Source organism: Aequorivita iocasae, assembly GCF_016757735.1.
GTDB lineage: Bacteria > Bacteroidota > Bacteroidia > Flavobacteriales > Flavobacteriaceae > Aequorivita > Aequorivita iocasae.
This window is the reverse complement of record NZ_CP068439.1, coordinates 3339234-3353883: the sequence shown is the minus strand read 5'-3', so window position 1 is coordinate 3353883 and position 14650 is coordinate 3339234. Positions and strand designations below refer to the sequence as shown.

At 39.3% G+C, this 14650-nt stretch carries 16 protein-coding genes; 13 read left to right on the top strand and 3 right to left on the bottom strand.

The features are described from left to right. Positions 1–206: 206 nt before the first annotated feature. Entirely contained in the window at positions 207–608 is a 402-nt protein-coding gene (locus JK629_RS15425) for an acyl-CoA thioesterase (protein WP_202336490.1), read from the top strand. Here the strand turns inward: JK629_RS15425 and JK629_RS15420 are convergent, their stop codons facing one another. From JK629_RS15420 to ribD, 3 genes are read right to left on the bottom strand one after another with little or no spacing between them, the layout of a single operon-like run. Further along, complete coding sequence (locus JK629_RS15420; protein WP_202336489.1) at positions 609–1226, bottom strand: IMPACT family protein; 618 nt, start codon at positions 1224–1226, stop codon at positions 609–611. A gap of 10 nt (positions 1227–1236) precedes the next feature. Then, a complete protein-coding gene (locus JK629_RS15415; protein WP_202336488.1) occupies positions 1237–2109 on the bottom strand; it encodes a DMT family transporter in 873 nt (290 codons plus the stop codon). Next, positions 2106–3155: a bifunctional diaminohydroxyphosphoribosylaminopyrimidine deaminase/5-amino-6-(5-phosphoribosylamino)uracil reductase RibD gene (ribD, locus tag JK629_RS15410; RefSeq protein ID WP_202336487.1), complete on the bottom strand. Its 1050-nt coding sequence runs from the start codon at positions 3153–3155 to the stop codon at positions 2106–2108. The genes JK629_RS15415 and ribD overlap by 4 nt, the downstream gene beginning before the upstream one ends. A 28-nt stretch (positions 3156–3183) precedes the next feature. On the opposite strand from ribD, the gene JK629_RS15405 reads away from it, so the two are divergent. From JK629_RS15405 to recN, 12 genes are all read left to right on the top strand, one after another. After that, complete coding sequence (locus tag JK629_RS15405) at positions 3184–3669, top strand: GNAT family N-acetyltransferase (RefSeq protein WP_202336486.1); 486 nt, start codon at positions 3184–3186, stop codon at positions 3667–3669. 2 nt (positions 3670–3671) lie between these two features. Beyond that, positions 3672–4544, top strand: coding sequence for a peptide chain release factor N(5)-glutamine methyltransferase (gene prmC / locus JK629_RS15400; RefSeq protein ID WP_202336485.1), 873 nt, complete (start codon positions 3672–3674; stop codon positions 4542–4544). Next, the gene (locus JK629_RS15395; RefSeq protein ID WP_202336484.1) at positions 4528–5118 is read left to right on the top strand and encodes an LOG family protein; all 591 of its coding nucleotides are present in this window, start codon (positions 4528–4530) and stop codon (positions 5116–5118) included. Before prmC ends, JK629_RS15395 begins: the two co-directional genes overlap by 17 nt. A 96-nt stretch (positions 5119–5214) precedes the next feature. Beyond that, positions 5215–5919 carry an aquaporin Z gene (gene aqpZ, locus JK629_RS15390; protein ID WP_202336483.1) on the top strand — a complete coding sequence of 235 codons (705 nt, stop codon included), beginning with the start codon at positions 5215–5217 and terminating at the stop codon, positions 5917–5919. An 84-nt stretch (positions 5920–6003) separates the two neighbouring features. After that, positions 6004–7998, top strand: a complete 1995-nt coding sequence (gene ligA, locus JK629_RS15385) for an NAD-dependent DNA ligase LigA (RefSeq protein WP_202336482.1) — start codon at positions 6004–6006, stop codon at positions 7996–7998. Positions 7999–8056: 58 nt separating this feature from the next. Beyond that, positions 8057–8575: a DUF6913 domain-containing protein gene (locus tag JK629_RS15380; protein ID WP_202336481.1), complete on the top strand. Its 519-nt coding sequence runs from the start codon at positions 8057–8059 to the stop codon at positions 8573–8575. Position 8576: 1 nt separating this feature from the next. Further along, on the top strand, positions 8577–9452 hold the full coding sequence (gene dapA, locus JK629_RS15375) for a 4-hydroxy-tetrahydrodipicolinate synthase (protein WP_202336480.1): 876 nt from the start codon (positions 8577–8579) through the stop codon (positions 9450–9452). A gap of 137 nt (positions 9453–9589) precedes the next feature. After that, the gene (locus JK629_RS15370) at positions 9590–10399 is read left to right on the top strand and encodes an outer membrane protein assembly factor BamD (protein ID WP_202336479.1); all 810 of its coding nucleotides are present in this window, start codon (positions 9590–9592) and stop codon (positions 10397–10399) included. A gap of 12 nt (positions 10400–10411) precedes the next feature. Next, complete coding sequence (locus JK629_RS15365) at positions 10412–10741, top strand: DNA-directed RNA polymerase subunit omega (protein ID WP_202336478.1); 330 nt, start codon at positions 10412–10414, stop codon at positions 10739–10741. Positions 10742–10777: 36 nt separating this feature from the next. After that, entirely contained in the window at positions 10778–12001 is a 1224-nt protein-coding gene (gene coaBC / locus JK629_RS15360; protein WP_202336477.1) for a bifunctional phosphopantothenoylcysteine decarboxylase/phosphopantothenate--cysteine ligase CoaBC, read from the top strand. Further along, positions 11994–12884, top strand: a complete 891-nt coding sequence (gene porD, locus JK629_RS15355; RefSeq protein ID WP_202336476.1) for a type IX secretion system protein PorD — start codon at positions 11994–11996, stop codon at positions 12882–12884. Before coaBC ends, porD begins: the two co-directional genes overlap by 8 nt. Positions 12885–12994: 110 nt before the next feature. Then, the gene (recN, locus tag JK629_RS15350) at positions 12995–14647 is read left to right on the top strand and encodes a DNA repair protein RecN (RefSeq protein ID WP_202336475.1); all 1653 of its coding nucleotides are present in this window, start codon (positions 12995–12997) and stop codon (positions 14645–14647) included. Positions 14648–14650: the final 3 nt, after the last annotated feature.

Sequence of the window (14650 nt, the reverse complement as noted above, 5' to 3'; positions counted from 1 at the left end):
AGTTAAAAATTCTGTTTTTTTGTTTTTTAAAAGGTGTGGCTAAAAAATAGGGGATGGAGAGTTTCCGAGCTATTTCCTAACAGTGCAAATATGTGAACAAAAAAGTTATAAAAAAAACTACATTAGGGTTGAATTTTTAGTTTTTTTTTCTCATACTTCCCTTTCGATAAAACTACAAAAAAACTTTCTTTAATCGACACAAAATTTTGAAGAATACACTTACACATGTTAGAGTGCGCTACGGCGAAACAGACCAAATGGGGGTGGTTTACTACGGCAATTACGCACAATACTTAGAGCAGGGCAGGACAGAATGGTTGCGAGAGCTCGGTTTTTCCTATAAATGGATGGAAGCCAACAATGTACACTTGCCTGTTGTCCATCTTAGCATAGATTATAAGCAGCCTGCTTTTTATGATGATTTGCTGACAGTAAAGACAACTTTGAAGCAAATGCCCAATGTAAAAATTGAATTTTATTATGAAATTTATAATGAGTCCAAACAACTTTTGGTTACCGCGACTACAGTTTTGGTTTTTGTGAACAGTACTACCAAAAAGTTGGTGAAGGCACCGGATTATTTAATGGAAAAATTGAGAGAAGAATAGTTAATTTTCCAAGCGTTTTATTGCCACTTTGTATGTGTTTTCAAATAATTCAAAAATGCGTTCCGCATCTTTTTTACGAACCGCAATTTCAAACTCACAACTCAATTCCATTTTTTGATTTACTAGGTTCAAATCTTCATCTTTGATAATCCGCATAACCGTGTTCATTTCCGGATATTCAAATTTTAAAAGGAAGGTTTCATTAATAGTCCTTTCCACAATTTTACAAGTTTCCAAAGCCATTTGAGCAGTTGTTTTGTAAGCTTGTATCAATCCGCCCACACCCAGTTTAGTCCCGCCAAAATAACGAACTACCACAACCAAAGCATTGGTTACGTCGAAAGACTGCAATTGTCCATAAATGGGCATTCCTGCACTGTTTGAAGGTTCACCGTCATCATTGGCGCGATAGCTTTCATAGCTTTTTCCTAACTGCCAAGCATAACAAAAATGTCTTGCGGTATGATGTTGCTTTTTTAAATTTTCAAGGTGTTCCTTTACATCTTCTTCAGAAGAAACAGGAAAGGCATATCCGAAAAACTTGCTTCCCTTCTCCTTAAAGAGTACTTCTTCGGAAGGTTTTAAAATAGTTTTGTATGTGTCTTTTTCAAGTTCCAAATTGTTAATCTTACAGTTTTTCAAAAGCAATAAACAGTATCCCAAGAATGGCTAGGCCTATCCCGACCCAGTTTTTAGTCAATAACTTTTCTTTAAACAATAAAATACCTAATAATGTTGATACCATAACTATAGCCACATTATTGACTGTAAATATTCCCGAACTTTCCAATATGTCACTCCGAAGGGCTTGTACCAAAAAATAAACCGAGAAATAGTTGGGGATTCCCAGTGCAATGCCGCCAAGCACATTTTTCAATTCAAATTTAAACTTTCCCTTAATCGCCTGAACTATCAAATACAGAATTCCCAACAATGCCGCCATTGCAAAAATGGTTGCCGAAAAAATGGGCGTGTCGTTTTCGGCAATATATTCGCCTTCCAAATATTTAATGGTCGTATCGATTATTCCACTTCCCATAAAAACCAAAATCGGAAAGATAAAATTGGCGGGTTTAATTTTTAAACCGTCCTGTTTTTTTATGGAAGCTAGATAAACCGCTGCCAGTGCTAAAATAATTCCTAAAACTTTAAAGATGCCAAGACTTTCTTTATAATACAGCAACCCAAAAACAATAGGGATAACAACGCTCATTTTTGTAGCAACTGATACAACCGAGAGCCCACTGCGCTGTGTGGTTATGGCCATTAAATTAAATACCATTATAAACATTGCCCCTAGCCCCAAAGCAAAAGGAAACCAAGTAAAATGGGGTATTTCAGAGATATTCATCTTGCTTTCTTGAAAAATTATACCACAAAAACAGGCAACTATATAATTTACAACTAAGGCGTGCAGGGTATTGATTTTAAACCTTGAAAAAAGTTTAAAAACCACAAAAATCATTGTGGACGAAAGAATGCTGAGCGCCAGTGGTATCAAGAGTTGGGGTTTTTAAAAATTTGCAATGTATCGTCCTTTATTTTTTCCTCAGAAATAAAAACTCCTTTAAAATCTGGCCCTTTCACACCTTGTCCAAAATTGCTTATTCCTTTAAATACCAAAGCTTCGTCCCACAGATTTGCATCAATAAAGGTTTGGAGTGTTTGTGCGCCGCCTTCAATAATTACAGATTGAATATTTCTTCGCAAAAGCGCCTCGCAAATTTGCTGGGGAAGCGGTCCAGAAAAGTTAATCTTTTCAAATTCTAAATTCTCCGAAGTTCCCATTTCCTTTTCATTGAAAATAATGGTCTGGGCACTTGCATCAAAAACCGAAAAATCCTGTGGAATCCTTAAACTTTTGTCAATCACAATCCGCGTCGGATTTTCTCCAGCCCACTCCCGAACCGTTAAGGATGGGTTGTCGTGTAAAACAGTAGTGGTGCCCACCAAGATTGCATGCTCTTCTGAACGCATTTTATGGACTAATTGCCGTGAAAATTTATTGGTAATCCAAACGGGTTTGGTTTGGTTCCGAACGTCTTCTTTTGGTGCGATAAAACCATCAGCTGTCTGCGCCCATTTCAAAAAAATATACGGCCTTCTCTTTTGATGAAATGTAAAAAACCGTTTGTTTAATTCATTACATTCCTCTCCCAAAACCCCTACAATAACCTCGCATCCGGCATCCATTAACCTCTTAATGCCACGGCCAGCTACTTTCGGGTTTGGATCCAGGCTGCCAACAACCACTTTTTTTATTCCACTTTTAATAATCAAATCGGCGCACGGTGGCGTTTTCCCAAAGTGGCTGCAAGGCTCTAAACTTACGTAAATGGTTGCCTCTTTCAATAAACTCGTTTCGCTTACACTTGCTATGGCATTTACTTCTGCGTGCGCCAGCCCCGCTTTGTAATGCCAGCCTTCTCCAATAATTTTATCATTCTGAACAACCACGCTGCCTACCAAAGGGTTCGGATAAGTGGTTCCCAGCCCGTTTTTGGCCAGTTGTATGCACCGCAACATATATTTTTCGTGTATCTTCACCGCGTAAAAATACAAGGATTTAATTAGAATGACCGCACCAATTATCCGTCTTATTGAAAAGAAGGACAATCCGCAAATAGCCAAGGTAATACGCAACGTATTGGAAGATTTCAACGTGCCAAAAGTAGGTACTGCCTATGCCGATAAATCACTGGATTGTATGTTTGAAACCTACCAAAAACCGAGGGCTGTTTATTTTGTGGTAGAAGAGAACAATAAAATAATAGGCGGAGCAGGGGTTGCCAAGTTAGACAACTACGCAGGCAACGTCTGCGAACTCCAAAAAATGTATTTCCTGCCCCAGGCCCGCGGAAGGGGAGTGGGCGCACAGATGATGGAATTCTGTTTGGCAAAAGCCCGCGAATTTGGGTTTGAAAAAATATATCTGGAAACCATGGAGTATATGACCCACGCCCAGAAACTTTATAAACAAGCAGGATTTGAATATATAGATAGCGCCTTGGGCGATACGGGCCATTATTCCTGCCCAGTTCATATGCTGAAAACACTGTAGTTTTGACTTTAAAAAAATTAAAAACCCACTTCGCCGAATCACTCAAAGGGTTATATCCTTCGGAAGAAATACTATCGTTTTTCCACATTCTTGCTGAAGAATATCTAAAACTGTCCCGTATTGAAATCGCTTTAAACCCTGAAAAAATCGTTTCAGAAACGGAAATCGAAAAATTTCAGAAAGCAATTCTTCGCCTACAAAATCACGAACCCCTTCAATACATAACGGGCAAAACCGAATTTTACGGCCTGCCTTTTAAAGTAAATAAACACACCCTAATTCCCCGCCCGGAAACAGAGGAGTTGGTGGAATGGATATATAGAGAATTCAGCAATCAGCAATCAACAATCAACAATCACCAATTTCTCGACATCGGCACCGGCAGCGGTTGCATCGCAATTTCACTTGCCAAAAATCTTCCCAATGCAAAAGCCTCGGCGTTGGACATTTCAGAAGAAGCCTTAAAAATTGCACAACAAAACGCTGAAATAAATAAAGTAGAAGTTGACTTTATCCAAATGGATATTTTAAAAACGAAAACACTTCCAAAGAAATATGACGTCATAATCTCAAACCCGCCCTACGTCCGCGAATTGGAAAAAAAACAGATGCAGCAAAACGTTTTAAAATATGAACCGCCTTCCGCACTGTACGTCAGTAATGAAGACCCATTTCTTTTTTATGAAAAAATTGCCTCCTTGGCAAAAAACCATTTAAACCAAAACGGCAAACTATTTTTCGAGATTAATGAGTATCTTGCTTTTGAATTGACCACGCTTTTAGAAGGCCAAGGATTTAAAAACATGCAAGTAAAAAAAGACATCTTTGGAAAGGATAGGATGATAAAATGTAACCTAAATGAACCAGCTAGATAAAATATGCGTTTTCTGCGGCAGTAGCGACGGCAACGATCTCGCGATAACCGATACCGCTGTAAGACTGGGCGAAAGCTTTGCCGAGCGAAACATCACTTTGGTTTACGGCGCTGCCAAAATAGGCGTAATGGGCACCATCGCCAAGAGCGTTCTGGACAATAATGGAAATGTTATCGGCATCATCCCCAATTTCCTAAAAAAGAAAGAAGTGGTCCATTTAGGGCTTACCGAACTCATTACTACAGAAAATATGCACGAGCGCAAGCTAAAAATGCAAGAGCAGAGCGATGGCTTTATAGCACTCCCAGGCGGTATGGGCACCTTGGAAGAACTTTTTGAGATCATTACCTGGCTTCAGTTGGGGCTACACCAAAAACCCATAGGCTTACTCAATATCAACGGGTTTTATAATGATCTTATTAAAATGCTCGAAACCATGGTGCGCAAAGGCTTTCTTTCCATGGACAACTACAATCTACTTTTGGTTGATTCCAATACACAAATTCTTCTTGAGAAAATGGAAAATTTCAAACCACCCCAGTTACCGAAGTGGCTAAATTCCGACAGGACATAATACGTTATCAACATTTTCTTCATCCTTTTTAACAAATCATTTTTAGGTCATTCCTTTTCTTAAATTTAAATAGTCTAAATACTTAAATATTTGATTATGAATGCATCAAAAAAGTATTTTGCCGAAGCTCTCGGCACTTTCGCATTAGTTTTATTTGGTTGCGGTGCAGCTACTATAGCCAGCGTAACCCAATCTGGTCCTGTTGGTATTGGAGTTTTAGGAATTGCCCTAGCCTTCGGATTTGCTGTTTTGGTAATGGTCTATACTATAGGGCCAATTTCAGGATGCCACATTAATCCTGCCATTTCAATAGCTATGCTCGCTGCCGGAAAACTTTCCGCCAAAGATACGTTGGGTTATGTAATTGCCCAATGTATTGGTGCTGTTGCTGCCGCAGGACTATTATACCTGCTCGCCACAGGAAGCGCTGGATTTGTAATGCCCAAATGGGGCTTAGGCTCTAATGGATGGGGCGCTGGTTATGGAGGTGAATACAACATGACTTCTGCGCTTATCGCTGAGTTTGTTTTTACCTTCCTTTTTTTAATGGTCATATTCGGTACAACTTCAGAAAGACACAATGCGCCAATGATGGCGGGGCTTGCAATAGGTATTTCTTTAGCGTTGATACATATGGTTGTTATTCCAATTACGGGAACCTCCGTAAACCCTGCCCGTAGTTTGGGCCCTGCGCTTTTTTCAGGCGGTATGGCTTTACAACAATTATGGTTATTTATTGTAGCCCCAATTGCTGGCGGACTTTGCGCCGCTCTGGTTCGTAAAATTTTTATTGATGATTAATTGCTAATAATTTGTTGAAAATTTCAGTAACAAACCTCATAGTTTTTAAAAAGCTGTGAGGTTTAAAATTTTATATTTGTTTTCATGAACATTGAACAGCAAATCACAACCCTCCGCAACGAGCTCCGCGAGCATAACTACAACTATTACGTACTCGATACACCTACAATTTCCGACTTTGAGTTTGACCAAAAACTAAAGCAACTTCAGGAACTGGAAAAGGCACATCCCGAATTTTATGATGCTAATTCCCCAACTTTAAGGGTTGGTGGCGAAATCACCAAGAATTTTGAAACCGTTCCGCATACCTATAGAATGTTTTCCTTGGATAATTCCTATTCAAAGGAAGATCTGGAGGATTGGGAAAAGCGTATCGAAAAAATGGTGGACGGCAAAGTGGAATTCACCTGTGAACTTAAATACGACGGTGCTTCAATAAGTTTGACTTACGAAAATGGAAAGCTGAAAAAAGCCGTAACCCGTGGCGACGGCTTTCAGGGCGATGACGTTACCGCAAACGTAAAGACCATACGTTCGGTGCCCTTACAATTGAAAGGCGATTATCCGCCACTCTTTGATATTCGGGGCGAAATAGTTTTGCCCTTTGAAGGCTTCGCAAAGATGAATGCAGAAAGAGTAGATTTGGGCGAAGAACCTTATCGAAACCCACGTAACACAGCATCGGGCAGTTTAAAATTGCAAGACAGCGCAGAGGTTGCCAAGCGTCCGCTCGATTGTCTTTTATACAGTTTGAAAGGCGAACGGCTTCCCATAAAAACCCAATTTGAAAGCCTCGAAAAAGCAAGGCAATGGGGCTTTAAAGTTCCCGAAGCCGCCAAACTCGCCAAAAATCTGGAAGAGGTGTTGGAGTTCGTGAATTATTGGGACATTCACCGCCACCAACTTCCCTACGAAACCGATGGGGTAGTAGTAAAGGTGAACAACCTGCAGCAGCAGGAAGAGCTGGGCTACACCGCAAAATCGCCCCGCTGGGCGATGGCCTATAAATTCAAGGCAGAGCAGGTTTCCACCGTTTTAAATCAAATCACTTATCAGGTAGGTAGAACGGGCGCCATCACGCCAGTTGCAAACTTGGAGCCTGTAGAGTTGGCGGGAACCATCGTAAAACGCGCCTCCTTATACAACGCAGACCAGATTGCAAAGCTCGACATACGCGAGGGCGATACGGTTTTTGTGGAAAAGGGCGGTGAAATAATTCCGAAAATTATCGGGGTAGATTTTACACAGCGCGACCCGAATTCTTTGCCAACAAATTACATAACCGAATGTCCTGAATGCGGAACGACTTTGGTCCGCACCGAAGGCGAAGCACAGCACTATTGCCCCAATACCGAAGGGTGCCCGCCACAAATTATTGGCCGAATCCAGCATTTCATTTCCCGCAAGGCAATGGATATTGAAGGTTTGGGCGGCGAAACCGTCGCACTTTTGGTAAACAACGGTTTGATAAATAATTATGCCGATTTGTATCTTTTAAAAGAAGAACAGATCATTCCCTTGGAACGAATGGCGCAGAAAAGCGCTGAAAATATGATTAATGGAATTGAAGCTTCCAAAGAGATTCCCTTTGAAAGAGTCCTTTTTGCCTTGGGAATAAGATACGTAGGCGAAACCGTGGCCAAAAAGCTTGCGAAGCATTACAAAACAATAGATGCCTTAAAAAACGCTTCCGAAGAAGAGCTTGTAACTGTTGACGAAATAGGCGAACGAATCGCCCAAAGCGTGGTTTCATTTTTCGCCTCCGAAGAAAATATCGCTATTATTGAACGGCTAAAAAGTTATGGCGTGCAATTAGAGATTTCCGCAGAAAAACTTGCCAACCAAACCAATACTTTAAATGGAAATACCTTCGTTGTTTCCGGCGTCTTCACAAAGGTTTCCCGTGACGAATTGAAAAAATTGATCGAGGACAACGGCGGAAAGGTTTCCAGCTCCATTTCGTCCAAAACCAATTATGTGGTGGCAGGCGAGAATATGGGGCCAAGCAAAAAAACCAAGGCCGAAAGTTTGGGCGTCGCCATCATTTCAGAAGACGATTTTTTACAAATGATTTCATAATTGAAAGTAGAAAAGCGCTGAAAATAGCTATTTTTGCCACTCAAGAATTGGGCATTCCATGTTGAAAAAAGTAAAGCGACATTCCTTAAAAAAGCACATTGAAAAAAACCTGACGGAGCGTGATTTTTCAAAGCGAAACGAGCCTTTAAAGTATTTGGGCTTTGTGGTTGACGAAGCTTTTTTTGACGATTTTGAAATGCTTTATGAGTTTGGGAAAGAACTCGGTCTGCAGCGAAAGGACGTTAAGCTTTTCACATTTGCCGAAACGCGAAGAAAAATACCGTCGCTTCGGCAAAACCAAATAACCAATAAGGAATTTACGTGGCGCGGAGAGATACATAACCAAAACGCACAGGAGTTTCTAGACTTTCCTTTTGATGTGCTTATAGGGTATTACAAAGGAAAACACGAGTTTTTGGGAGCAATGGTAGCGCAAAGCAAAGCAAAATTCAAAATTGGTTTTAATGGGGCCGATGAGCGACTTTTTGATTTACTTTTAATCGTTGACCTTCAAAAACCCGAAGCTTTTAAAAGTGAAGTAAAAAAATATTTAAAAATCTTAAAAAAAATAGATTGATATGAAAGAATTAGTTGGAACTGGCGTAGCATTGATCACCCCTTTTAATAGTGACTTTTCCGTAGATATGGAAGGGCTTAAAAATGTAGTGAATTTCAGCATTGAGAACGGAATTGACTATTTAGTGGTACTGGGGACGACTGCCGAAAGCGCAACGCTTTCAAAAGAGGAAAAACAACTGGTTATCAATACTATTGTTTCTGCAAATAATGGTCGTTTACCTTTGGTATTAGGAATTGGCGGCAATAATACGCAGGAAGTAATTTCAGAAATGAAGACCCGTGACCTATCGGCTTTTACCGCTATACTTTCGGTTTCTCCTTTTTACAATAAACCTACGCAAGAAGGGATTTATCAACACTTTGCTGCAATTGCAAATGCTGCTCCGCTACCGATAATTTTATACAACGTTCCCGGAAGAACAGCTTCAAACATGCTTCCGGAAACGGTAATCCGTTTGGCGAATGATTTTGAAAAAATTATTGCGATTAAAGAAGCGGCCGGAGATATTGTACAGGCAATGAAATTGATTTCTGGTTGCCCAAAAGACTTTCTCGTAATTTCTGGTGATGATATGATAACCTTACCAATGGTACTTGCGGGAGGAGCGGGTGTAATTTCGGTAATTGGCGAAGGTTTCCCAAAGGAATTTTCAAAAATGGTGAAACTTGGATTAGATAGAAAAGTAGATGAAGCTTACGAAATCCATTACAAAATAGCTCCTGCAATCGATTATATTTTCGCTGAGGGAAATCCTGCCGGAATAAAGACAGTTTTTAAATCATTGGGAATTTGTGGCGACACCGTAAGGCTTCCTTTGGTGGGAGTTAGCGATGGGTTGAGGACCAAAATAGATTCCTTTATCAAGAATTTCTAAAATAGTTCTTTTCCGCTAATGCGTTAAATATTTCAAAAGGCTTATAAATAATAGCCTTCAGCGCAATATTTTAGCCAAAGAATAAGTTTGTCCAATCATGTTTAATTCCCTATTTTTGCACGATGTTTTTTAAGCCCATGCGATTACCACTTTTTATTTTACTTTGTTTAACCGTACTTCTTTCGTCTTGTAGCCAGTATCAGCAAGTGTTGCGAAAGGATGATATGGGAAAAAAATACGCTTTCGCCGATTCACTTTACAGAATTGGAAAATACAGAAAAGGCCTTAAATTGATGGAGCAATTAGTGCCAGCATACAGAGGAAAGCCACAGGGTGAAAAATTGATGTTTATCTACGCAAATACATATTACAACTTGGAAGATTACTATCTTTCAGGATATCAATTTGAAAGATTTACCCAAGCCTATCCACAGAGTGACAGTGTTGAAATAGCGGCTTTTAAATCTGCAAAAAGTTTTTATCAGCTTTCACCCAGATATTCCCTCGACCAAAAAGATACCGATAAAGGTCTTGAAAAATTGCAGGAATTTATAAACCAATATCCAAACTCAGACAAACGCACCGAGGCAAATACATTGGTGGCAGAGTTGCGAAATAAATTGGAAAAAAAGGAATATGAGGTCGCAAAGCAATATTTGCGGGTAGAGGATTATAAAGCGGCCATTGGTGCTTTCGATAATTTTATAACAGATAATCCTGGCTCAATTTACAGGAAGGATGCCTTTTACGGAAGATTTGTAGCCGCTTATAAATTGGCTATAAACAGTATTCCCGTTTTGGTGCAGGAACGTCTGCGCGAGGCAAAAGTTTATTACAATAATTTTATGAAATATTATAAGGATTCAGACCTCGCTCCCGAAGCATTGGAAAATTATCAGGATATAGAGAGTAGAATTGAACCTTTAGAAACAGAACCCACTATTTAATTATTTTTTACTATGGATATTAAAAATTCAGATGCGCCAATCAATACCGTTACGCTTGACAAAAATAAAATTGACGAGCCAACGAATAATATTTATGAGGCTATTTCCATTATTTCGAAACGTGCTTCACAAATAAACGGTGATATTAAAAAAGAACTACTTGAGAAACTTGACGAGTTTGCCACTTATAATGACAGTTTGGAAGAAATTTTCGAAAACAAAGAGCAGATAGAGGTTTCTAAGTTCTATGAAAGACTTCCAAAACCACACGCTTTGGCAGTACAGGAATGGCTCGAAAACAAAATCTACTACCGCAACACCAAAGACGAAGTAGTGGAATAATAAAAGTTATATTTATAACTTTTAAAAACTAACAGAATGGCTGTTTTGAACGGGAAAAATATCTTGCTTGGCGTTACCGGCGGGATTGCCGCGTACAAAACAGCTTTTTTAGTTAGATTACTTATAAAAAAAGGAGCCAACGTAAAAGTTGTAATGACAGATTCAGCAAAGGAATTTGTTACTCCACTTACCCTCGCAACGCTTTCAAAGAACGAAGTGTTTTCTTCTTTTACCGATGAAAAAGAAGAAAACAGCTTTAAAGAGCCCAAATGGAACAACCACGTAGAATTGGCTTTGTGGGCCGATTTCTTTTTGATTGCTCCAGCCACTGCCAATACCCTTTCCAAAATGGCAAATGGCGCCTGCGATAATCTTTTGCTTGCGTGCTACCTTTCGGCAAAATGCCCCGTGTATTATGCCCCTGCAATGGATTTGGATATGTACCAACACCCATCAACTGCAGATACCTTTAAGAAGTTAGAAAGCTTCGGAAATATTCAAATCCCCGCGGCTTTTGGCGAATTGGCCAGCGGTTTGGTAGGGCAGGGCAGAATGGCGGAACCAGAGGAAATTGTTTCCTTTTTGGAAAATGACATTTTATCAAAACTTCCGCTTAAAGGGAAAAAATTTTTGATTACTGCAGGACCTACCTATGAAGCCATTGACCCCGTTCGTTTTATTGGCAACCATTCTAGCGGAAAAATGGGTTATGCCATTGCCGAAATTGCCGCTTCACTTGGCGCTGAGGTTGTTTTGATTTCCGGCCCCACGGCATTAAAACTTGAAAATGATTTTGTGAAAATAATTCACGTTACTTCTGCGGAAGAAATGTACAATGCTGCGCAAGAATATTTCGACAAATGTAACATGGCCATTTTAAGCGCCGCTGTTGCCGATTATCGCCCTTCGGAAGTTGCTTCAGAAAAAATCAAAAAGAAAACTGACGATTTAACACTTCAACTTACTAAAACAAAAGACATATTGGCTTCGCTGGGCGAAATAAAGGAAGACCAGTTTTTGGTAGGTTTTGCTTTAGAAACCGAAAACGAAGAAGAAAATGCAAAATTGAAACTGAAAAAAAAGAATTTAGATTTAATTGTGTTAAATTCGCTTCGGGACAAAGGTGCGGGCTTTCAGACCGACACCAATAAAATTACTTTGATAACCAAAGACAATAAAGTGCTTCCTTTTCCTGTTAAACCTAAAAAAGAAGTAGCTAAAGATATTTTAGAATATATTATAGAACAGACAAATGCGTAAAATTTTACTTTTCTTATTATGTGCTATTACTGTGTTTTCTGCACAGACTCAAGAACTTAATTGCACCGTTTCCATAGATGCCGAACAGACCGGCCAGCCCAATCTACAAATTTTCCGAACGCTGGAAACACAATTGCGGGAGTTTGTAAACAATACAAAATGGACCGATAAGGAATACAAAAACCAAGAACGCATAGATTGCAACATGACATTGGTTGTAAGCGATTATGATGGCGACTCCTTTACTGGCACCTTGCAAATACAGTCTTCCCGTCCCGTTTTTGAATCTACTTACGATAGCCCTGTTTATAATTATTTCGATAGGCAGGTACAATTCAATTATAAGGAATATGAGCCATTGAACTTTAATATCAACACATTTGGTTCAAACCTTGTTTCTATTATAGCCTTTCATGTTTATACCATTATCGGGTTGGATGCGGATACCTTTTCACCTAATGGCGGAACGCCTTATTTTGAAGTTGCGAAGCAAATTACAAATACTGCTGCCTCCAGTAACTTTCAAGGCTGGAAAGCCACGGATGGGAACCAGTCCAGATTTCGCTATAATGATGCGCTGTTATCTTCAGTTTACAAAGAATTCCACGATGTGATGTACCAATACCACCGTGAAGGGCTTGATATTATGGCCTCAGACCAGAAAAAGGCGAAGCAGGAGATTGCCGATGCCATTAATATTCTGAAAGGTATCAATGACCGTCGCCCTAACTCTTTCTTGGTCCGAACTTTCTTTGATGCTAAAAGCGACGAAATACAGGCTATTTTTAGCGGTGGGCCACAGGTTGATATCACAAGATTAATTGAAAACCTAAACAGACTTGCACCAACAAAACGAAGCAATTGGTCTGAAATCAAGTTTTAATTTTCTTTCAACAACTCTAGACCAGTTAATTACTTTCTTTTAAATTTATACTTTCAAAATTCTGACCTTGAATTTTGAAAATACTAACATCCATAAATTAAAATTTCATTGTGATAACCAGCCTCGCCATAAAAAACTATGCGCTTATTGAAGATATTCGCGTTGATTTAAGCGAAGGCCTCACTATTATTACTGGTGAAACAGGTGCTGGTAAATCAATCCTCTTAGGAGCTTTAGCGCTTGTCTTAGGAAAACGCGCAGATTTAAGTAGTGTAAAGGATCCTTCAAAAAAATGTATAATTGAAGGATATTTTTCAATAAAAAACTACAAGCTGCAAAATATTTTTCAGGAAAACGATCTTGATTATGACCCCAATACCATAATACGTCGCGAAATATTGCCCACCGGAAAATCACGCGCATTTGTGAATGATACGCCCGTTGCTTTGGTACAGTTGCAGGCACTTGCACCTTATTTAGTGGATGTGCACAGTCAGCATGAAACTTTGGAAATCGTTTCCGAAACTTTTCAAATGGAAGTGATTGACGCCTTGGCTGGAAATGCCGAACTTTTAAAGACCTATAAGTCACAATTTGAAGATTTCAAAAAAACTTCTGAAGCACTTTCAAAATTGAAACTTCAAAAAGATACTGCCTCCAAAGAACTTGATTACAATACTTTTCTCTATAATGAATTGCAACAGGCCAACTTAAAAAAGCTAAACCAGCTAGAGTTGGAAGAAGCATACGAAACACTTAATAATGCTGAAGCAATTCAGGAAGCGCTAGCCAATGCAAACCAACTTTTGGATGAAGAGCAAATAGGAAGTTTGCAAACTGCCAAGGAAGCACGGATTTTATTGGGAAGAATAAAAGGTTTTTCAAAAAAATTTGAGGATTTCTGGCAGCGGTTGAATAGTGCAATTATTGAAGTGGAAGACATTGCTGCTGAAATAAACATTGCCGCGGAAAATATAGAAGCCGATCCTGAAATGCTTTTTCAGGTAAACGAGAAACTTCAAATTTTATATAAACTACAGCAGAAACATAGTGTTTCCTCGGTTTCTGAATTAATTGAAATAGAAGAGAAGCTCGAAGAAAAAGTAAGCACTACATTGGGTTTGGACGAGCAGATAGAAAAATTTGAAAAGCAAAAACTTCAGTTGCGCGAAACTGCTTTAAAAACCGCAGAACAACTTCATATAAAAAGAATGGAGGCAATACCCACACTTAAGAAAAAGCTTGAGGAAACGCTTTTTCCATTGGGTCTGCCCAATGCACAATTTTATTTTAAGCTTGTCTCTTCAGAAGAATTTAAAAACAATGGAACCGACGTGTTACAATTATTGTTCACGGCAAACAAAGGTTTAGCGTTTGGACCATTAAAGAAAGTAGCGTCCGGTGGCGAAATGAGCCGCATTATGCTGGCCATTAAAGCAGTTTTGGCAGACTACAAAAAACTGCCCACCATCGTTTTTGATGAGATTGACACAGGTGTTTCAGGTGAAATTGCCCACAAGATGGCAGGTATTATGCACCAAATGAGCAAAACAATGCAGCTATTGAGCATAACGCACTTGCCGCAAATAGCCGCAAAAGGCGACCATCATATAAAAGTGTACAAAGAAGATAAAAACGAAATTACGGCCACCCACTTGAAACTTTTGAATGAAGAAGAGCGCGTTGTTGAAATTGCACAAATGCTTGGCGGAAAAAATCTTTCTCAAGCTGCTATAGCCAATGCAAAGGAATTATTGAATTAAAAC

Coding starts and splice junctions, on each gene's coding strand:
- ligA (WP_202336482.1), top strand. CDS start 6,004: ATGAACATTGAACAGCAAATCACAACCCTCCGCAACGAGCTCCGCGAG.
- JK629_RS15395 (WP_202336484.1), top strand. CDS start 4,528: ATGAACCAGCTAGATAAAATATGCGTTTTCTGCGGCAGTAGCGACGGC.
- JK629_RS15380 (WP_202336481.1), top strand. CDS start 8,057: ATGTTGAAAAAAGTAAAGCGACATTCCTTAAAAAAGCACATTGAAAAA.
- dapA (WP_202336480.1), top strand. CDS start 8,577: ATGAAAGAATTAGTTGGAACTGGCGTAGCATTGATCACCCCTTTTAAT.
- aqpZ (WP_202336483.1), top strand. CDS start 5,215: ATGAATGCATCAAAAAAGTATTTTGCCGAAGCTCTCGGCACTTTCGCA.
- JK629_RS15365 (WP_202336478.1), top strand. CDS start 10,412: ATGGATATTAAAAATTCAGATGCGCCAATCAATACCGTTACGCTTGAC.
- coaBC (WP_202336477.1), top strand. CDS start 10,778: ATGGCTGTTTTGAACGGGAAAAATATCTTGCTTGGCGTTACCGGCGGG.
- porD (WP_202336476.1), top strand. CDS start 11,994: ATGCGTAAAATTTTACTTTTCTTATTATGTGCTATTACTGTGTTTTCT.
- JK629_RS15405 (WP_202336486.1), top strand. CDS start 3,184: ATGACCGCACCAATTATCCGTCTTATTGAAAAGAAGGACAATCCGCAA.
- JK629_RS15370 (WP_202336479.1), top strand. CDS start 9,590: ATGCGATTACCACTTTTTATTTTACTTTGTTTAACCGTACTTCTTTCG.